The sequence below is a fragment of the Trinickia soli genome (genome assembly GCF_002879855.1).
Taxonomy (GTDB): Bacteria; Pseudomonadota; Gammaproteobacteria; order Burkholderiales; family Burkholderiaceae; genus Trinickia; species Trinickia soli.
Genome location: NZ_PNYB01000010.1, coordinates 163,347 through 183,979 on the forward strand (window position 1 = coordinate 163,347; position 20,633 = coordinate 183,979).

General features: G+C 63.4%; 13 protein-coding genes. 8 read left to right on the forward strand and 5 right to left on the reverse strand.

Annotation, left to right across the window (positions count from 1 at the left end):
- The first annotated feature begins 55 nt into the window (after positions 1–55).
- Positions 56–1,483, forward strand: coding sequence for a pectate lyase family protein (locus tag C0Z19_RS13960; RefSeq protein WP_146012060.1), 1,428 nt, complete (start codon positions 56–58; stop codon positions 1,481–1,483).
- 105 nt (positions 1,484–1,588) lie between these two features.
- Here C0Z19_RS13960 and C0Z19_RS13965 read toward each other — a convergent pair whose 3' ends face one another.
- From C0Z19_RS13965 to C0Z19_RS13980, 3 genes are all read right to left on the reverse strand, one after another.
- The gene (locus C0Z19_RS13965; RefSeq protein WP_102610427.1) at positions 1,589–3,301 is read right to left on the reverse strand and encodes a tetratricopeptide repeat-containing glycosyltransferase family protein; all 1,713 of its coding nucleotides are present in this window, start codon (positions 3,299–3,301) and stop codon (positions 1,589–1,591) included.
- Positions 3,302–3,595: 294 nt separating this feature from the next.
- The gene (locus C0Z19_RS13970; RefSeq protein ID WP_175083998.1) at positions 3,596–4,204 is read right to left on the reverse strand and encodes a type III effector; all 609 of its coding nucleotides are present in this window, start codon (positions 4,202–4,204) and stop codon (positions 3,596–3,598) included.
- 411 nt (positions 4,205–4,615) lie between these two features.
- Complete coding sequence (locus C0Z19_RS13980; protein ID WP_102610429.1) at positions 4,616–5,905, reverse strand: MFS transporter; 1,290 nt, start codon at positions 5,903–5,905, stop codon at positions 4,616–4,618.
- A gap of 382 nt (positions 5,906–6,287) precedes the next feature.
- Between C0Z19_RS13980 and C0Z19_RS13985 the strand changes: the two genes are divergently transcribed.
- The 4 genes from C0Z19_RS13985 to C0Z19_RS14000 all read left to right on the forward strand — a co-directional run bounded on the left by C0Z19_RS13985 (position 6,288) and on the right by C0Z19_RS14000 (position 14,480).
- Complete coding sequence (locus C0Z19_RS13985; protein WP_233196132.1) at positions 6,288–9,962, forward strand: hydantoinase B/oxoprolinase family protein; 3,675 nt, start codon at positions 6,288–6,290, stop codon at positions 9,960–9,962.
- A 30-nt stretch (positions 9,963–9,992) separates the two neighbouring features.
- The gene (locus C0Z19_RS13990; protein ID WP_102610431.1) at positions 9,993–10,925 is read left to right on the forward strand and encodes a LysR family transcriptional regulator; all 933 of its coding nucleotides are present in this window, start codon (positions 9,993–9,995) and stop codon (positions 10,923–10,925) included.
- A gap of 379 nt (positions 10,926–11,304) precedes the next feature.
- A complete protein-coding gene (locus tag C0Z19_RS13995; RefSeq protein WP_102610432.1) occupies positions 11,305–13,446 on the forward strand; it encodes a ShET2/EspL2 family type III secretion system effector toxin in 2,142 nt (713 codons plus the stop codon).
- A gap of 404 nt (positions 13,447–13,850) precedes the next feature.
- The gene (locus C0Z19_RS14000) at positions 13,851–14,480 is read left to right on the forward strand and encodes a gamma-glutamylcyclotransferase (RefSeq protein ID WP_102610433.1); all 630 of its coding nucleotides are present in this window, start codon (positions 13,851–13,853) and stop codon (positions 14,478–14,480) included.
- Positions 14,481–14,517: 37 nt separating this feature from the next.
- Here the strand turns inward: C0Z19_RS14000 and C0Z19_RS14005 are convergent, their stop codons facing one another.
- A complete protein-coding gene (locus tag C0Z19_RS14005) occupies positions 14,518–15,315 on the reverse strand; it encodes a putative hydro-lyase (RefSeq protein WP_102610479.1) in 798 nt (265 codons plus the stop codon).
- 184 nt (positions 15,316–15,499) lie between these two features.
- On the opposite strand from C0Z19_RS14005, the gene C0Z19_RS14010 reads away from it, so the two are divergent.
- From C0Z19_RS14010 to C0Z19_RS14020, 3 genes are all read left to right on the forward strand, one after another.
- Entirely contained in the window at positions 15,500–16,411 is a 912-nt protein-coding gene (locus C0Z19_RS14010; protein WP_102610434.1) for a LysR family transcriptional regulator, read from the forward strand.
- 564 nt (positions 16,412–16,975) lie between these two features.
- Positions 16,976–19,042 (forward strand): glutamate cyclase domain-containing protein, encoded by a 2,067-nt coding sequence (locus C0Z19_RS14015; RefSeq protein WP_158242980.1) that lies wholly within the window; start codon positions 16,976–16,978, stop codon positions 19,040–19,042.
- 48 nt (positions 19,043–19,090) lie between these two features.
- Positions 19,091–19,489, forward strand: coding sequence for a CesT family type III secretion system chaperone (locus tag C0Z19_RS14020; protein WP_102610436.1), 399 nt, complete (start codon positions 19,091–19,093; stop codon positions 19,487–19,489).
- 167 nt (positions 19,490–19,656) lie between these two features.
- On the opposite strand, the gene C0Z19_RS14025 is transcribed toward C0Z19_RS14020, so the two are convergent.
- The gene (locus C0Z19_RS14025) at positions 19,657–20,580 is read right to left on the reverse strand and encodes a LysR family transcriptional regulator (protein WP_102610437.1); all 924 of its coding nucleotides are present in this window, start codon (positions 20,578–20,580) and stop codon (positions 19,657–19,659) included.
- Positions 20,581–20,633: the final 53 nt, after the last annotated feature.

Here is a 20,633-nt window from a genome sequence, read left to right on the forward strand (position 1 = left end):
CTCGTTGGGGGCGCCCTTCTCCGTGGCCCCGCCGTCCACCCTGCCGGAGCGCGTGATGACAACAGTCAATTCGACTACTTTTCCCGACCTATTTCCATCGCCGGGTTCGCCGCAGTTCAATTCGACGGTCCAACAACAATTGGCGTCACTCGAGCGCGATTTCGAACAACAGCTGGGGAGTCTCCGTCAGGATGTGGCGAATCTGATCAAGCAGCAGAACGGAACGAGCAAGCGCTCGCCTGGCCATCATCATGGCAAGCAGCTTCGGCACGATTCGGTCAGCACGCCCTCGCCGAATCATTCGAATCACCCGGCTCCCGATCCTTATCAGCAGCACGAACAGCCACCGTCCGGCAAGCCGGCGACAGATCCCTCGGTCGGCGGTACCTCCCCTTCCACGGGAAGCGGGGCCAACCATTCACGAGAGACGCTGTCCGCCGGACACGGATGGGGCGCGCAAAACGGCGGCGTGACGGGCGGCTCGAAGGCCGACGCTTCGCACGTCTATACCGTGACGAACCGTGAGCAACTTGTCCAGGCGCTCGGCGGAAGCAATGCGACGAACGGGTCGAATTCGACGCCCAAGATCATCCTGATCATGGGCAACATCGATCTGAACAAGGACAGCAACGGCAAGGAGCTTACCCGGCGCGATTTCGCCAGCGAGAAGGACCAACTGAATCACGACATGATCAATGTCGGCCCGAACACGACGATCATCGGTGTGGGCAAGGATGCCGGAATCTCCGGCGGCGGCTTCAATGTCAGCAATTCGCACAACATCATCATCCGCAATCTGACGATGAGTTCGCCTTACGACTTTTTCCCGGGCAAGGACGCACAAGGGAATCCGCACGGGCGCGTCTACAGCATCGAAGCCAAAGGTACCCAGAACCTCTGGGTCGATCACAACACGTTCAAGGACGGCGCCACACCTTCCGGTGCAATCAGCGGCGATCAGATCGACTTCACGGACGGGGCCAACTACGCCACCTTCTCCTATAACCAGTTTCTGAGCCATAACAAGTCGATCCTCATCGGCTCGAGCGACGGCATGACGAGCGACAAGGGCAAGCTCAACGTCACGATCGACCACAATCTCTTCTCGGGCCTCTCGCAGCGCGACCCGCGCGTGCGGTTCGGCAACGTCGAAGTCGCCAACAATCTCTATCAGGATAGTTCGACGCAGTCCAACCGCTTCCAGTACAACTTTGGCATCGGCGTCGATGCGAACGTGACGTCGCAAAACAACGCGTTCGAAACGAATGGCATCAGCGAGCAACAGCTGGTCAAACGCTTCGGATCGTCCGGCCACCTGACCGATACCGGTTCGCTCGTCAACGGCAAACCGGTCAACCTCTCGTCGTCCCCGACGGGTTCGGGGCCGGGAGCAGGCGGTATCGGGCACCTCGATCCAACGAATCAGGTCGCATCGATCGTGCTGTCCGATGCGGGCGCGGGCAGAATCGGGCAGGGAGAGTGATGCAGTGCGGGCGGGCCGGCAGCGCCGCCGATCGACTGATGCGTTGAATTGTAGGCGCGTGCCGTCCGCATGCCCGCATGCGACTGAGGGGGTCGCATACCTGCTCTAATCAGGGACCCTCTCCATTCCGGTTTCCAGCCGAAGCGCGCTCGCGACTTCGGCGACGACGGAGTCCCAGTCACCTGCGCTGGGCTGACGGAAGATCCGCATCACACCCGGATACCACGGCGAGTCACGTCGCTCACGAAACCATCGCCAGCAGGTGTCGTGGCGATTGAGCAGCCACACCGGTTTGCCCATCGCCCCGACCAGATGCGCGGTCGACGTGTCGACGGCGATCACCAGATCCAGATGCTCGACAAGCGCAGCCGTGTCCGCAAAATCGCCGATCCCGTCCGTCATGTCGATGACGTGTCGCGCGAGTGGGCTGGCTGTGAGCTGTGCCACTGCCGCTTCGCCTTTTTGCAGGCTATAGAAGTCGATGCCAGGCAATTCGAACAGTGGAGCGAAACGGGAGAACGGCATGCTGCGCCGCTTGTCCATCGCGCGCGAGGTCGCAATACCCAGCCTCGGGTTGCCGGCCCACACGAGTCCGACGCGCAGCCGCTGCTTCGCTTGCACGAACTGCTGTCCCCAGTGCGCAACCAGTTGCGAGTCTGCGGCAATATAGGGCAATCGTGCGGGGATGGAGTCACTCGACGTCCCGAGCGCGAGGGGCAAACTCATCAGCGGGCAATGAAAGTCGAATGGGGGATGCGGTTCGCCCTGTACCAATAACTGGTCAACGCCGTCCAGATTCGACAATAAGCGGCGCAGTTCGGGCTGCACTTCGAGCACTACCTTCGCCCCGCGCGCGGCGACGAGCGCGGCATAGCGGCAAAACTGCAGCGTGTCGCCGAGCCCGCCCTCCGCATGAAGCAGGATCGTTTTGCCGAGCAACGACTGGTGTCCGAGCCAGAGGGGTTTTTCAAGTTGCGGTTGCTTTCCCTGTGCGTAAGTGCCGGTGCGCCATCGCCACTCGTATTTTTCCCAGCCTTTGGCGTAGTCGCCGACCAACAGGCGGCACAAGCTCTCGTTCCAGTGTGCATCCGCATAGTCGGTCGCGAGTCGTTGCGCCCACTCATAACTCTGCAGCGCTTCATCGTAGCGTCCGAGGCCCTCAAGGGCATTGCCTCGGTTGTTATACGCTTCCGCGTAGTCCGGCTTCAGTCGCAGGGCATGGTCGAAGCTGGCGAGCGCCTCGTCGTAGCGACGCAAGTCGCCCAGCGCATTGCCACGGTTATTGAACGCCTCAGCGCAGTCGGGCCTGATCGCTATCGCCTCGTCGAAACTCGCAAGTGCGTCGCGATGACGTCCGGTCGCACGAAGAACGGTACCGCGGTTGAACCATGCTTCGAAAAAGCGGGGATGGACCGCTAGCGCGTCATCGTATGCGGCGATCTCCTCGTCGAAGCGCCCCAGTTCCCGTAATGCAACGCCGATGTTGAAGTGCGTGACGGCTTGATTCCCGTTCGATCGAGCGGCTCTTCGCAACGCGTCGAGAGCACCTTCGTAGTCGCGTTCGTGGAATGCAATCGTCGCCAGAAGAGTAAGCGCATCGGCACGAGTCGGGTCGGCGGCGAAAATTTCACTGCACATTGACTTCGCCTGTGCCGACTTACCTTGCGCGCATAGCGCACCCGCGTATCTGAGCGTTCGTTCGGAATCGATGCAGGCGGTATCGGCCGAATTTTCGTAGGTATCGGTTATGGGCATATCGCTAATCGATTTATTTTTGGGATCCGTCCGCGAAGATGCTTCTTCGAGCGATGGCGACATTGGCGCGACAGCGCTGCGCGACAGCTATGGCTGAGAGTGGGTCATCTTTCTTGTGCAGGGCGACCAGCATGATCGCGCCGCACCGCGCGTCTTGCACTTGGCAAGACGATATTGGAACCGTAGGGCGTCAGTTGTCAGTCCGGCGAACATTGGCTCGACAATGCGAAGGGGCGTGCATCACATGTCGCATTGCCGCGCACCGACGCCCTATCGTTGTCGCCACATGGAGGCACGCGCGCGGCAATCAATATGACCGGTAGCGTAGCCGCGCTCGATCGCCAAGTTCGCCGCCGCCTACCCTTCGTCCTTCGCCTCCGGCGAATCGCTCGAAGCCTCGCCTTCCACGGCAGCCTTGCCGGTGCTCGCGTCACGGGTTCTCAAGTGCGCCATTTGCTCGGCCAGGTCTTGCGGCCGCGCATGCCGCTCAGGCCGCACGTTCCAATCGAACACCGTGCGCGCCACGTGCGCATGACCATGAACGCAGTTGCTTTCCTGCGCACCGCTCGTTTCGTAGGTGGGAAAGATCGGCCGTCGCTGCACCTCTTTCATTCGCGAGATCTGCTCCTCGGTCATCTCACCATGGTCGATCACGCGAGTCACCTTGGCATCATCGATAACCTTGTCGTCGCCGGCATTGATCGCCGCGCCTTTGAGCGCATTGACGCGAAACGGCTTGCCGTCGGGCAGCGTGCCGCTCACCTGCAATCGCTCGGGACGAGGCGCCAGCGCATCGGTACGGCGGGCATGGCCAATCGCCGGCGCCAATTGCGGCTCGCGTCTGCGTTCGGATTCGGAGGGCTGGTATTGGATGTGGCCCGGGTCCTGGACCTTGCCGTCATCGGTGACCTTCGTGTCAGCGACGACGGTATGGACACGGCGGCGGCCGCGCAGCGGCTCCAACATCGACGAACCTGCGCTCGGACTCGACGACCTCGGTTGCTCCCGATTCTCCCCCGGTCTCGGGTTCCGGATCCTGCCCTCTGTTGTAGCCAGCACTGCCAACGCCGGCATGGCGCGTCCTACCCCTCGGCTTTGCATCCGGATCCTCGCTCGTCGAACATGTCATGCACGAATATCGCTTCGAGTGGCCGTTTGCAAAAGCACCGATGCGAAACAGCGATTCAATTTACGCATCAGCTTCGTCACGCGGACCGCTTCCTGAACGCCACACTCACCGATGCCCGACGAAGCGCGCCATTATGCAAGCGGCGCGCAAATAAAAACGTCGCGGTCGTGTAATCGACCGCGACGAATTCAAGCCCTGCAACGACACGCTAGGACACCTGGGCACAGCCAAGTGCCAAGCGAGGTCGTTCAATCCTCCAGTTGCGCCCCACGCGTCTCGGGAAGGATCAGTGCGGCGAGCATCACGAGGCCATAAGCCGACGCCGCGAACACGCTGATCGCCGCGCCGAGCGTCATCGTCTTGGAGACGACCCCGATGAAGAACGGGAACGTGGCACCGACCGCACGGCCGAAGTTGTAGCAGAAACCAGCGCCGCTGCCGCGCACCCGCGTCGGGAACAACTCCGTCAGATACGCACCCATGCCGGCGAAGATGCCCGAGGCGCAAAAGCCGAGCGGGAAGCCAAGCGCCAGCAGCAGGCCGTTGCTCATAGGCATGCGGGTGTAGACAAAGGCGATCGCCATCGAAGCCATGGCATAGCCGATCAGCGTCAGGCGCCGGCCGATGCGGTCGTTCAGCGCAGCGCTCGTCAGATAGCCGATGTACGAACCGACGATAATCACCGACAGATAGCCGCCCGTGCCGACCACGCTCAAATGCTGCGACGTCTTCAGCCACGTCGGCATCCAGATGGTGATCGCATAGTAGCCGCCTTGAGCGCCCGTCGTCAGAATCGCCGCACGCAGGGTCGTGGACCCATACTTGCTGAAGATCTGAAGGAACGAGCTATGTTCGCCGGAATTCGCTTCGCGTGCCTTCTGGCGTGCGTGGACTTCAGGCTCTTGAACCATCCGGCGCAGCGGAATCACGAACAGCGCGGGCAGCAAGCCGATCGCGAACAGCGCACGCCAAGCCAGCTCACCAGGCAGCAGCGAGAAGACGACCGTATAGAGCAGCGCCGAGATGCCCCAGCCGAGCGCCCAGCCCGCCTGCACGGTGCCGACCGCCTTGCCGCGATCGCCCGCGGCAATTGCCTCGCCGATCAGCACGGCACCCGCCGTCCATTCGCCGCCGAAGCCCAGGCCCATCAAGCCGCGCGCCCAGAGCAACTGATCGTAGCTCTGCGCAAGTGCGCAAAGGAACGTGAAGACCGAGAACCAGACGATCGTGACCTGCAACGTCTTTACACGGCCGATGCGGTCCGACAAGATGCCCGCCACCCAGCCGCCGAGCGCGGAGGACAGCAGCGTCACAGTGCCGACAAGCCCCGCGTCGGCCCGCGAAATACCCCAAGTTGCCATGATCGCCGGAATGACGAACGCGAGGAACATCGTGTCCATCGCGTCCAATGCATAGCCGATCTTGCAACTCCAAAACGCGCGCCGCGCGCTCGCACTCGCACGGCGATACCAGCCGAACGGCCCATCGGCCGCTGCTGCTTGCTGCGCGTCCCCCGCGTATTGTGCTTTTGTGGTCATAGCTAGTCTCCAGGTGGATCGTGTGTGAAAGCGTTACCGGCCGCCCTAGCCCAGATGCTGGCGACCGAATCGGAGTTTTCCTTCAAGGTTGGAAACGATACTAAGTCGTCTAAATTTCACGCGCCAGCGAGGATTTGCAGCCGTCAGTGTCAATATTTCCTTAACAGAAATGTCAGGGTTATCCCACCCCTATCGTCTCTGCCCCCGTTTGATCCCCTTGCGCTATGAGATCTCAGAATTGCTCATAAAAATTTCTTGTAGCCGTCATCTAAATTTCTTCCTCGACACCAATTCGACCGCGCTTCGATAATCCGCTCCACTTGCCCATGGACCGTCTCGTTCCGGACCATGCCCGTATGTCCATTTGAGGAGACCGATGGAGATGACTTCGAATCACGACAAGCAAGGTAGCGCCCCTTCGACGCATGGCGCAGGCGCCGGCCGCTGGCAATTCTGGGTGGACCGCGGAGGCACGTTCACCGACATCGTCGCGCGTCGTCCCGACGGCTCGCTCGTGACCCACAAGCTGCTTTCGGAAAACCCCGAACGCTATCGCGACGCCGTCGTTCAAGGCATCCGCGAGCTGATCGGCGTGCAAGCCGGCGAAGCGCTGCCGCACGAGCGCATCGAAGTCATCAAGATGGGCACGACCGTCGCCACGAATGCGCTGCTCGAGCGCAAGGGCGCCCGCACGCTGCTGGCCATCACGCAAGGCTTCGCCGATCAATTGCGCATCGGCTACCAGGAGCGGCCCGACATCTTCGCCCGCCACATCGCGCTGCCCTCGCAGATGTACGAGCGCGTAGCCGAGATCCGCGAGCGCGTCGATGCGCACGGCAATACGCTGGCGCCGCTTGACGAGGACCATACTCGCAGCGTGCTGGCCGAGGCGCGCAAAGCAGGCATCACGTCGATCGCGATCGTGCTGATGCACGGCTACAGATTCCCGGAGCACGAGTTGCGCGTGGCCGAGATCGCGCGCGACTGCGGTTTTACCCAGATTTCCGTGAGCCATCTTGTCAGCCCTCTGATGAAGCTGGTCGGCCGCGGCGACACCACCGTGGTCGACGCTTACCTCTCGCCGGTGCTGCGCGATTACGTCGAGCGCGTAATGGCTCAGACGGGCAGTGTGCCGCTGATGTTCATGCAATCGAGCGGCGGCCTGGCCGAAGCAACCCACTTCCAGGGCAAGGACGCGATCCTCTCGGGCCCGGCCGGCGGCATCGTCGGTGCGGTTAAAACGTCGGAAGCCGCGGGCGAACGTAAGGTCATTACGTTCGATATGGGCGGCACGTCCACCGACGTCGCGCATTACGACGGCGCCTACGAGCGTGTCTTCGAAACGCAGGTTGCCGGTGTGCGCGTGCGTGCGCCGATGATGGACATCCATACCGTGGCCGCCGGCGGCGGTTCGATCTGCAGCTTCGAGAACGGCCGTTTCCAGGTCGGACCCGAGTCGGCCGGCGCTTATCCCGGCCCCGCCGCCTATCGCAATGGCGGCCCGCTGACCGTGACCGACTGCAACGTCATGCTCGGCCGCGTGCAGCCCGATCATTTCCCGCACGTCTTCGGGCCGAACGGCGATCTGCCACTCGACGTGGCGACCGTTCGCGAAAAGTTCGAAGCCCTCTCGGCGCGCGTGAGCGCCGAAACGGGCCGCGCGATGACCGCCGAAGCGATTGCCGAGGGCTTCCTCACGATCGCCGTCGACAACATGGCGCAGGCGATCAAGAAGATCTCGGTCGAACGCGGCCATGACGTGGCCGATTACGCGCTGTGCGCATTTGGCGGCGCAGGCGGCCAGGCGGCTTGCGCCGTGGCCGAGTCGCTCGGCATGCGGCGCATCGTGTTGCACCCGTTCGCGGGTGTGCTCTCGGCTTTCGGCATGGGCTTGGCCGATCTGCGCGTGCTGCGCGAGAAGGCCGTCGAGTCCGTGCTCGACGACGAGACCGTGGCGGCGCTGCGCGAAAGCTATCAGGCACTCGAGGGCGCGGCCGTGGAAGAGATCCTCGCCCAGCGCATGCCGCGCCAGCACGTGCGCACGCTTCGCACCGCGCGCCTGAAGTACCAGAACACCGATTCGACCCTCGAAGTTTCGTTCGGCGACGCGCGCGCGATGAAGACCGCCTTCGACGCGCTCCATCAGAAGCGTTTCGGATTCGTGATGGAAGCGAAGCCTCTGGTGGTCGAGTCGATCGCCGTCGAGGCCATCGGCATCACCGAGAACGGTGCGGCCGTCGGCCATGCACAGGCGCATGGACGGACCGATACGGCCATCGAGGCCGGCACGCGCATCGCCATGTTCGTTGACGGCGCTTGGGCCGACGTGCCGCTCGTGCGCCGCAACACGCTCGCGGTCGGCGAATCGCTCCCGGGGCCGGCGCTGCTCACCGAAGACATCTCCACCGTCGTGTTGCTCGCGGGCTGGCGCGCGACGATGCTCGAGGACGGCACACTGCGACTCGACCAGGACGACGTGGCACGCGAGGGCGCAGCCAAACCGGCCAGCGTCATCACGACCGAAGTCCACCCGGTTCACCTCGAGATCTTCAACAACGTCTTCATGTCGATCGCCCAGCAAATGGGCGTGACGCTCGAAAAGACGTCGTACTCGGTCAACATGAAGGAGCGTCTCGACTTCTCGTGCGCGATCTTCGATCGCAACGGCGGGCTGATCGCCAATGCCCCGCATATTCCCGTGCACCTCGGCTCGATGAGCGACAGCGTGCTGACGGTGATCCGCGAGCACAGCGCGAAGATGAAGCGTGGCGACGCATTCATGCTGAACGTGCCCTACAACGGCGGCACGCACCTGCCCGACATCACCGTGGTGATGCCGGTGCACGCGGCCGACCGCGACGAACTGCTGTTCTACGTGGCGGCGCGCGGGCACCATGGCGACGTCGGCGGCATCACGCCGGGCTCGATGCCTCCCAACAGCACCGTTATCGAAGAGGAAGGCGTCCTGCTCGACAACGTGCAGATCGTCGACGGCGGCACGTTCCTCGAGGCCCGGGTGCGGGCGCTGTTCGCGTCGGGTCCCTACCCCGCGCGCAACATCGACCAGAACATTGCCGATCTCATGGCGCAGATTGCCGCCTGCAAGTGCGGCACGACCGAACTGCTGGCCGCCACGCGCCGCTACGGCGCCGAGGTTGTCCTGGCCTATATGAACCACGTGCAGGACAACGCCGAGGAAGCGGTGCGCAACGCCATCAGCGCACTCGGTGACGGCGAGTTCACCTACGGCATGGACGACGGCGCGCAGATTCGCGTATGCGTCACGATCGACCGGGAGCGCCGCCAGGCGCGCGTGGATTTCGGCGGCACGAGCACGCAGCGCCCCGGCAACTTCAACGCGCCGCGCTCGGTCTGCAAGGCAGCGGTGCTCTACGTATTCCGCACACTGCTGGCCGGTTCGATTCCGATGAACGAGGGGGTGCTGCGTCCGATCGACATTGTGATTCCGCAAGGTTCGATGCTGAACCCCGTCTATCCGGCGGCCGTCGTGGCAGGCAACGTCGAAGTCTCGCAGGCCGTGACGGACGCGCTCTATGGCGCGCTGAAGATCATGGCCGCTTCGCAGGGCACGATGAACAACTTCACGTTCGGCGACGACGAGCACCAGTACTACGAGACGATCGCGGGCGGCTCGGGCGCGGGCCCCGATCATCCCGGCACCTCGGTGGTTCAGACGCACATGACGAACTCGCGGATGACCGATCCGGAAGTCATCGAATGGCGCTTCCCCGTCGTCGTGGAGCAGCATGCGATCCGCCGCGGAAGCGGCGGCCGGGGCCGCCAATCGGGCGGTGACGGCGCGGTGCGGCGCATTCGCTTCACGCGCTCCATGACGGCGAGCATCCTCGCCAACCGCCGCGAAGTGCCGCCGTTCGGCCTCGCAGGCGGCGAACACGGACGCGTCGGCTGCAACTGGGTGGAGCGTGCCAATGGCGCCGTCGACCGCTTCGGCGCCACACATACGACGGTCGTTCACCCTGGCGACGTGTTCGTCATCGAAACCCCGGGCGGCGGTGGCTACGGCTCGGCAGACTGAGCCCGGCCGGTGTGAAGGGGCCTTGGTGCGATGAACACCCGCTTCCTCGAAACCTTCGTGACGCTCGCCCAGTTGCAGAGCTTTCGGGCGACGGCACGGACACTTCACGCCACGCCGGCGACCATCTCGCTGCGCATCCGCACGCTCGAGGATGAGCTCAAGTGCGAGCTGGTCGACCGGCGTTCGCGCAAGTTCCGGCTTACCCCGGCCGGTCAATATCTCGTCGACTTCGCTCGGGACGTAATCGACGCGGCGCGGACGCTGCGGGAGGCGGCCGGCGCCGAGCCGGTCGTCGGCGGTACCTTGCGGCTCGGCGTGAACGAGACGGTCGTGCACAGTTGGCTCGCGCATTACCTCTCGTATCTGAACGCGCGGTTTCCGACGCTCGAGGTCGATCTCGCGGTCGACACGAGCGCCGCGTTGCAAAAGCGGTTGCTCGCGGGCGAGCTCGATATGGCGCTGCGCATCGAAGGTGTGGACAGCCCCCGCGTGGTGTCCCGTTCCATCGCCAGCTATCCGGTGCGCTGGATCGCGCGGCGCGACCTGCTTGCGCAGCATTCGGACGGCCTGGCCCAGCAGATACTCAACCGGCCGGTGCTGACCTTTGGGCGCGGAACGACCCCACAGATCGCGCTCGAACACATCGTGCATGGGATTGCCGTGGAGAATGGCATGCGGATCGACCAAATGCGGATCATCTGCTCGCCGTCCGTGGCCGCAATCGTGCAGCTCGTGCGCGACGGCTACGGCGTGGCCGCGATCCCGCGTCTGTTCGTGGCCGACGCCCTCTCGAGCGGCGAGTTCGCCGAGATACCGCTGCGACCGGCGCCCCCGCCGATCGTGATTTCGTCGTGCGCCCGGGCCGATGCGGGCGTGACCGTCGGCGCAGCCGTGGACGCGGCGCACGAAGCCTGCGCCGAGTATTGCCTGGGCCAACCGGGCGAACTCATCGAAGCGCTCTAAAACGAGCGTGAAATGTAAACGTTACCTGCGAGGTTCGTAATTCCGAACTTCGCTGCGGATGGTGCAGCGCAATCCGCAACATCGCTTCGGTACGCTGGGATCACGGTAAGTCGCCGTTACTCGCCTTGATCACACCCTGGAGGTCAGCGTGCCCCTGCCTATCGACTCGGCCGCGCCAATGCCCACGTCCGAAGCGTTGCCGGCCGACCGTACCTCGGCGCCCGCCGCTACGCCGGCGGCTCCCCGCCCCTCGTCGAATGCACGCTGGGCCATGTCCGGTGCCCTGGCATGCCTGTCTCCGTTCAAGAGGCAAACGCCCGCCACCCCGCCCACTGCCGGTGCTTTGCAGCGCCCCGCGCCTAAAGTGCCGCCGCGAGCGATGGCTCGCCAGAAACCGTGGGACGTACGAACGGGCGTCGCCGATATGGCGACGCTCTCGGACAAGCGCGTCAAGCGGTGGTTCAAGAAGTCCGCGTCCGAGCAATATCTGTATGCGAAGAGCTTGCTGCCCAAGCAGCGCGACGAACTCGAACAGGAGCTCGCCCAAACGATGCGGGGCAATACGCCCGCGGCCGGCGAGGCGCTGACCATGTGGCTCTCGGTCCAGCAGGCACGCTTGCGCACACACTCCCCCTTGCAGCAGCAGTTGCATCGGTCGCAGCAGGTCGCCAACGCGATACCGAGCGCGACTGTCGTAGGTGCGGCAGTGTCGTTGCCCGCGCTGATGAACACGCGAATCCGGTACTACCAGTCCGACGAGCGGCCCGAGTACGCGAAGGCCTTCGACAATTTCATGAGCGTGATCGGCGATCCGTCACTGCCCCCCGAAGTCCGAAACGCAGCGGCGGAACGGCTCGAATACCATGCCTGGAGCGAGGGCACGATCGCGCCGCAAGAACAGCATCTGCTATATACCCACGGTGCGCGAAGGATGGCCGACGAAGGCTATCGCGTTCCTCGGCGGACCTTCTCGGACCTGTTTGCGGCGCGTCCCGTCGGCCCCGGGTTGACGAAGGAGGCGCCCTACTTTTCGTCGAAACGGCCGCTGACCAACCTGAACGGTCAGATCGCGTTCGAAAAAGGCATGGAACCCACCGACGTCAATGTGGACAAGTTGTGGTGCAGACACCTGGCCCTCGCCTATTGCCTTTCTTCCGACGACAACGACGGCAAGTTCGACTTCGACAAGCTGTCTATCTCCGGGCCGCTTCATTACGATAATTTCGTCGATCACGCGTGGCGCGACAAATATTTGCAGCCGCGCAACTATCTTCACGGCGCAGGCATGGGTCCCGACGCGCGTCGTGCGGTCGTGGACAACGATCGTTTCGGCGCGTCACTGGCGAACGCATTCAAGAAGCTGGAAGCCACCGGGCAATCGCATGCCTCGGCCGTCATCAATGTGGCGGAGTTTGGCGAGACAGGGGCGAAGTCCTACTCGGGGCATGCCATGGCCATGACGATCAAGGTCAAAACGGATCCTGGCAAAGGCACACCTGTCTACGTCGTAACCGTCTACGACCCGAACCATACCGTTACGCATAAGCGAGTCAGGGTGACCGATCTGCAATCGCTCGAGCGCCTTGCATTTCGCGATTTCATCGATCCCGATTTCAGCTATGGCAACGCCGCTGCGATCGCGGTCCTGTCGAAGACCATGCCCGCCGGGTTCGAGGACGAATCGGCCGCCGCCGACGTAGGCGTCGTCAAAGCGCGGATCGGCCTCGCCCTACGCGAGAACGTTCCGGAAGCGCTCGATATCGTTGCCGCTCTACTGAGCGAGCCCGGGCTCGCGCAAATCGATCATGGAAAACTGGCGGACACCCTCGATGCGAAAGAGGCTTCCGGCGTTTCGATGCTGTCTGAGGCGCTTAAGTTCGGCAACAGCGAAGCCGTGCGAGCATACGGCCGTTTGCTCAACAAGGCGGGGCTGCCGCCGCACATGCACGCCAGGCTGCTGGGAACCACGGTCGAGCCCGGCATACCGGCGTTCAACAGCATGATGAAAACGTCCTATTACAACAGCTGGGATACCATCGAGACCTTCGCCGAGGTAGTCGCGGATGCGCACCTCCCGGCACAGGCAAAGGTCGACCTCCTGGAAGGAAAGGATGCCGAGGGCACGCCCGCGTTATCGTCGGCGACGAAGTCTGAAAACGCCGCAGCGGCCGGGCTCCTGATGAAAACGATCCTGCACTCGACGTTGCCGGTGGTCATGAAGTCGCAACTGCTGGCTGCCAAGGACGCTCAAGGCACGCCTGCGCTCGCGCACGCCATGGAGCGCGGCGACGCCTATACGGTCATGCGCTTCATGAAGCAAATAGGCCATTCCGACCTTCCCGACGCCGTCAAGGTGGAACTCATCGCAGCACGAAGTACGGATGGGACGAGTGGCTTGGCGCGCGCCGAACAAGCCGGGCACTCGGAGTTGCTGAATCTATACAAAGACCTCATTGGCCAAATGTCGTTGCCGGAGGCGATGAAAACCGAACTGATGACAGCCGGAAAACCAGCGCACTGAATAGCGAACGTGCCGCGACCATTCGCTCCTCCCCGCCCCATCGCAACCGAGCCGCGGCACCCGATCGATATCGGCGCGAATACTCCGGCAACGTCCCGCCTCTGACTGGCTCCCACCAATAAAAATACCTGATCATTTGGGACAGCCATTTTCGATTATGTTCTATCAGGAGGCATTCGTAGAATGCCAACACACATCGATTGAATGACACTGCTGGCGGTCATTCAATACACCGGCTGCCGTTCGTCATCCGTCGCAAGGCGCGCAGCGTGAGGCCAGTCGTGCTGCCGGCAGGCCCCTTCCCGAAGTAGACCCGGCTTCGCACGCCGGCTCTCGACGACCTCTGGCTTCAACTTCACGCACCGCTACGGCACTGGCCCGCGAATCCGAATGTCGAGGCAATCATGACCAGACAATCAGCACTCGCCTCCCCCCCGGAACTGAGCGCGTTGCGGTGTTTGAGCGACGAGGAACGCGCGTGGCTGTTACGCCAGGCGCTCGACGTCCATCAGCCGGGCACACCGATCTGGGTTTTCGCGTATGGCTCGCGGATCTGGCGACCCTCACTGCCCGCTGCCGAGACCGTTGGCGCCCTCGTCAAGGGCTATCATCGCGGGCTATGTCTGTGGTCCTGCATCAGCCTGAGCACGCACGAAACGCCGGGGCTCGTGCTGGCGCTGGACGAGGGCGGCGAATGCCGCGGCGTCGCGCATCGGATCGATGCCGAGCATGTGGATGCTGCGCTCGCGGCGCTGTCGGACCGCGAGCTCGTCATCGACTCCTACCGGCCACGCTGGCTCCCCTGCCTGCTGGACGGCGGGCGTGAGGTCATGGCGCTGGCGTTCGTGCTGCGCAAAGGGGCTCCCAATCATGCGGGGGAAGTCACCGATACGCTCGAGCGGCACGTACTTCGACACGCCGCGGGGACGCAAGGCAGCGCGCGCGAGTATTTGGCCGAGACCGTCGCAGGGCTGCGGGCTCATGGCATCCGCGACGAACATCTCGAGGGGCTGCTCCAACGGTTCGGCACGTAGCCCGGACGCCGGCGGCCCCTTTTCACCTTCGCCGAAATCAGATCACCGCGTAGTCGCTGTTGAGCAGGTCCGTGATGAGCATGAACCCCGGCGCATGCGTGATGCAGAACTCGGGCTTGGCCTGCAGCAACGCGGCTTGAGGCGTGACGCCACAGCCCCAGAACACCGGAATCTCACCTTCGCGCACGTCGACGGCGTCGCCGTACTCGGGCTTGCTCAGGTCCGAAATGCCGATCAGCGAAGGATCGCCGATATGCACGGGCGCGCCATGCACGCCCGGAAAGCGCGAGGTGATCTGGATGGCGCGAATCGCGTCGGCTGCCTTCATCGGGCGCATCGTCATGACCATCGGACCGGAGAACTTGCCGGCGGGCGTGGTCTGCACGCCCGTGCGGAACATCGGCACGTTGCGCCCCTGCTCGATGTGACGGATGCCGATCCCATGCTCGATCAGCGAATGCTCGAACGTAAACGAGCAGCCGATCGCGAACGTCACCAGATCGTCGCGCCAATGATCGAGCACGTTGTTCGGCTGCGCCACTTCCTCGCCGTGTTGGAACACGCGATAACGCGGCACGTCGGTGCGAATGTCGAGGTCGGCGCCAAGCATCGTCATCCGGGGATCGCCGACTTCCGACACGGCAATCAGCGGACACGGCTTCGGGTTGCGCTGACAGAAGCGCTGAAAATCGGCCGCGTGGGCAGCAGGCAGGATCGCGAGATTGACCTGCACGTAGCGGGGCGCGAGGCCAGCCGTGGGCTTTCTCCAATCGCCTCGGCGAATGGCGGCGCGCAACTCGGCGGGCGTGAGGTTGTGAAAGCTCGAGGTCTCCATGTTCATTGGCCTTGAAAGAAATCGAAAAAATGAAAGAGGTGGATGCCGGAGCCACGTGCGAACGGCCAGCCCGAGCCGACGGCGTTGACGGCGGCGCCAGTTAGCAGTCTATAATCCGCCCGCCGATTGAACCTAATCGGACATCTTGATCCAACTCGATAGAAATCTCTGATCAGGCACCATCATGCGGGCATCGCTGCGGCAAATCGAGACGTTCTACTGGGTCGCGCGGCTCGGCGGGTTCCACGCGGCGGCCAAGCGGCTGCATCTCACGCAGCCCACCATCTCCGCGCGGATTCACGAGCTCGAGGAGGTCCTCGGAGGCAAGCTGTTCGAGCGCGGCGCCTATCGGACCGAGTTGACGGCGCTCGGCGGCAGGCTGCTGGCGCAGGCCGAGAAAATCTTGCGGCTCGCAGACGACTTCGGCAATACCGCACGCGCGACGAACCCGTTCCGGGGCCTCCTGCGGCTCGGTACGAATGAATCGACGGCCATGAGCGGCCTCATCGATATGTTGACGCAGTTGAAAGCCCGCTACCCGTCGCTGCGCGTCGAACTGACGATCGACATCGGGAGCGCGCTCAGCCGCAAGCTGAACGGCAAGGAACTCGACGTGGCCATTCTCATGGAGCCGGTTTCGGCCCCCGGCATCGTCGACATCGCGATCGGCCGCGCGCCGTTGTGCTGGGTGGCGGCCGCCCGGTTCGCCCCGCCCCGGGCAACGTTGACGCCGGCGGATCTGCTCGATCTGCCCGTGGTCCTCACGCCGCCGCCCTCCGCGCTGTTTGGCGCGACGGTTGAGTGGTTTCGCGCCGGTGGGGTGTCGCTCGACAACTACAGCACTTGCAATTCCATCTCGCTCATCACGCAACTGGTGGCGGCGGGACACGCCATTTCGGCGCTGCCCAGATCGGTCGTCCACGCCGACGTGGAACGCGGACTGCTGCAGTACCTCGTCACCCGGCCGGCACTTGCGCCGCGCACTTACTATATTGCCTACCCGCGCGACGAAGAAAACGAGGATTCGGCGCTGCTCGTGCAAATGGCACGCGCCGTATTGGCGCAATACCATCTATTCGAGCCTTTGACAGACTGAGGCGAGCCGCCCGACAGGGTGGCTGCATTAAATCGATTTCACACAAGAACACCAAATAAAACCGATTCGATTTTAATAATCGATAACACGGTTATTTAATCTTCCTCCTGCCGCGACCAATACCGCGCACCACCAAACTTCCTCCGCGCATCGCATTTTCGCATCTTCTTCGCATTTCGGATCGCGCGTTCGCCATTTCCCCAGCGGCGTAATACGGCACGCTTAAGATTCGCTCGTCACTCCGTATGTCCGATGACACCGCATTTCAGGCCAACTGCCTGAGCGGGCCTCTTTTTGTCAATTCTCCGAGGAAGTTTTAATATGCCAATCGATTCAATTAATAATTCGGCACATCTACCCGAATTGCCGTCGAGCAGTGAATCAGCGCAAACGGGACAGGCGCGTCAATCCGAACCCAGCGTCCAGTCGAGCAGCCCGCGTGCAACGCACGGCGCACTTTCCAATATGCCTCGCGCGCCGCGTACGCAGAGTGCATCACGTTCGCAGGTTCGAGCCACGCTCGGGCACAGCCAAGCGGATGTCGACGCGAAATTCACGGCCGAAATGAACAAGCATGTACTGACATGGTTCAAAGGCCGCAATATCGAAAACTTCAAGAATCCCGAGGGTTTGATCCAGGCAGCCCGCGCTCTCGCCCCCCAACACATCAAAAAAGTCATGCTGCTGACGGGCTTTTCGGTCGGCGCCCATCCTGAAACGGGTCTGCCGCTGCCGGAAACCGACGGGCCTCCGGGAACCGCCGCGCTCGCACACGCCTTGCAGCAAGCAGGCAAGATCGTCACCATCGTGACGGACAAGCCGAACGAAGCACCCACGCGCGCTGCGCTCGCCGTCCTGAGCAAGGAGTCGGCCCAATATACCGAGTTCGTCAACTTCGACCACAAGCAGGACGTTGCCACGCCGCACGCAAACCGGCTGCTGGACGAGTACAAGCCCGACTTCGTGGGCGCGATCGAACTGCCGGGCCGCAACGTGAACGGCTACCGAAGCAATATGCGCGGCGTTTCGATCGACAACGTCAACGGCGCTGTGGACGAAGTGCTGATCCAGGCTTACAACCGCGGCATCGAGACGTTCGGCGTCGGCGACGGCGGCAACGAAGCAGGCATGGGCGGCCGCCCCGGCATTCCGAAGGCGCTGGACGGCAGCGAAATGGCCGCGGTACCGACCGCCAAGCACCAGATCACGTCGTGGAACTCGAACCTCGGCGCGGAAGCGCTGGGGGCGGCCGTGCTGCAACTGCACGGCAAGCTCGACAAGCTGCATACGCCCGATCAGCAACGCGCGATGATCGAAGCCTCGATGTCTGCGGGTGCGGTGGACGGCGTGACGCGCGGCGCCAAGGTGGACGAAGAGATCGACGGCAAGACCTCCGGCGTCGACGGCTTCTCGCCGAGCACGCACGGCAGGATGCTCTCGTTGTTGCGCGCCGTCACGCAGACGGAGCTGCCGCCGGACGGCATGATCGCCCGCAAGACACCCAAGGCCAGCGCGCCCTTCCTCATCTCTGCATTCGATTCGAGCAACGGTGGCCTGATTGCCACCAAGAACCTCGCTGGCTATCTGCAACACCGTTCGCCGCACGACGCGCGGTTCACGATCGTCGTCGACCATGCGAACGCGCCGTACGGCCGTTTCAGCGACTTCAACACGGGCGGGCCGAACGAAGTTCCGGTCTTCACGTCGGCCGACGCGACGCCGGAGGAGATCGCCAAACGCAGCGAGGCGCACCCGCAACTGATCACGCTCGTGGGCAACGGCCTGCGCGCCAGCGAGGAAATGGGCGTCGACGTCATCGCAATGGCCTGCAACACCGCTTGCACGACGTTCCCGCCCGCCCTGAAACAAGTCGAGAAGGTCGAGGTGCTGAACCTGATCGAAGTCACGGCCGACGAAATCGTCAGGCAGGGCGGCCCGCGCCCGACGGTTCTGGCCACGCCCGCCACCATCAATTCGATGGCGTACCTGAAGGCGATCGACGAAAGCGCGGAGAAGCTCGGCAGCCGCGACGAACGGATGACCACGTCCATCGGCGCACCGAACTGGGCTCCGTACATCAACAAGTTCGATGAGATGTACAACAAGCCCGAGACGCGCGCGATCATGATGGCCGACATCAAGGAGATCGTCGACCGGATTCCCGCCAACGCGACTTCCGTCTGGCTGTGCTGCACGCACTATCCGGCCTACAAGCCGTTCATCGAGAACTGCCTCAAGGAACGCGGTATCAACATCCCCGTCATCGATCCGATGTCGGTGCAGGCCAAGGCGCTCGAGAAGACCATGGACAAGGCGGCCGACCAGGCCGATCACCCGCGCCACCGTCGCCTCGCCTCGCTCGATCCGGTCGTCATCACGTCGGGCAAGGAAAGCGACGTGCGCGAATCGGCCAAAACGTTCCTCGGGGCCAAGACGAACTTCCATTTGATGTCGGGCGTCGATTTCTCGCGCACGTTCGACATGCAGTTGCTCAAGCCGCTGATCGAAAAGCCGGAGTCGTCGGCCCGTCCGGCCGCGGCAGGCAGCGAGGCTACGCGCCCACAAGCGCCGGCCTGGCGCCGCGAAGCATCCACGTCGTCGTCCGAGACGGCCTCGCGCCCTCTCGCCTAAGTCTCGTCACATCGTTCATCAACCGACATCCTCCAATAGGAGCACGCAATGGCCAACCCGCACTATGAACGCGTCCTCACCGAACTGAGCCGCGTACTCGGCTTCACCGACACACATGCACTCGCCACCGGCGGCCGCATCAAGGCTGGCGATCACATCATCACGTTCATTCACGACGAAGAGATCGACCAGCACCACGTGTCGGTGTACGTCGACCTCGGTAAGCCGTCGAGTAATGAGAAGCGTGCTTTCGAGTTGCTGCTCAAGATCAACTTCGAACTGGACGCGAGCGGGCGGGGCACGCTTTCGCTGCATCCGGAGACGGGGCACGCGTTCTACTCGTTCAAGTACCCGCTGAACGACGTGGCGTCGGGGCAGTCCCTGCTCGACAATCTGGCGCGTGCGGTGGCCGACGTGGCGGTGGAAGGCGCAGCAGCTGCGGCGTGACGAGGAGCCGCAGTGCGGGGGGGCCGGCCGATCGGGCGCCCCGCGCCTCGGGCGACGCCTGCAACGGCTGTCGTCCGGGCGCGCAATAATCGGCAAAAAGGGCGCTGTCATGCGCCCTTTTTTCACTTCACCTCATCTCACCGCCCTTCGCCGCTTTGCCGCGCCGGTCACACCGCGCCTTCTCCGAGCCGCTCCGCCGCGCGGCGCGTCGTGACCGACGCGATCTCGAGCAGCCGCTGCGCCCACTCGATGCCGTCGCGCCACGCTGCGACGAACGGCATCGGCGGAGGAGACACGGGGCCCTCGATGATGGCCAGCTCGCCGCGTTCGATCCGCTCGAGAGCGAGCGCGCGCGGCATCGCGGCGACACCGAAGCCGGCTTGCGTCAGCTGCAGCATGGCGGCCACCGAATTGACGCAGCTCACGCGGGCGTCGTTGATGCCGTACGCTCGCAGCAGCAGCAGCAGATCCTGATGCGGCCGCGAATGGCGCGAGAACGTAATGATGCGCCGCGTACGGCTCAGCGTGCGCAGCGCCTGCTCGGGCGTGCCGCCGCCATCCGGATCGAGCTGCGCGAACTCGCGCGTCGCCACCCAGGCGATCGGCAAACGCAGCAACTCGGCGCTGCGGATCGTCTCGTCACGCAGCATGTCGGTCTGGAAGACGATGTCGAGTGCGCCACGGCGCAATTGGTCGATGAGATTCAGCGCGGTATCCGACGTCACCTCGATATCGAGGTTCGGATAGTGCTGCGCTACGTCCTTGACGAAATCGATGAACCAGGAGTGGATGACGCTATCCATCGCACCGATGCGGATGGCGCCGGCTGCGAGCGAGCCGTCGGCGAGCGACGCACGCAGCCGCTCTACGGATTCGCAAACCTCTTCGGCATGCTCGAGCACGCGCTCGCCCTCGCGGGTCAAGCTCACGCCCTTCGGATCGCGGACGAACAGCTTGCTGCCGAGATCGTCCTCGAGCGAAGAGATGCGACTCGAAATCGCAGCTTGTGTCGAATGCAGCTTGTCTGCAGCGAGGCTGAAGCTACGCAGCTTCGCCACCCAGATGAACGTCTCGAGAAATTTCAGATTCACAGCCACTCCCGGCGGAAAACGACCTATCGCAGCCGGAAGTATTCGACATCATC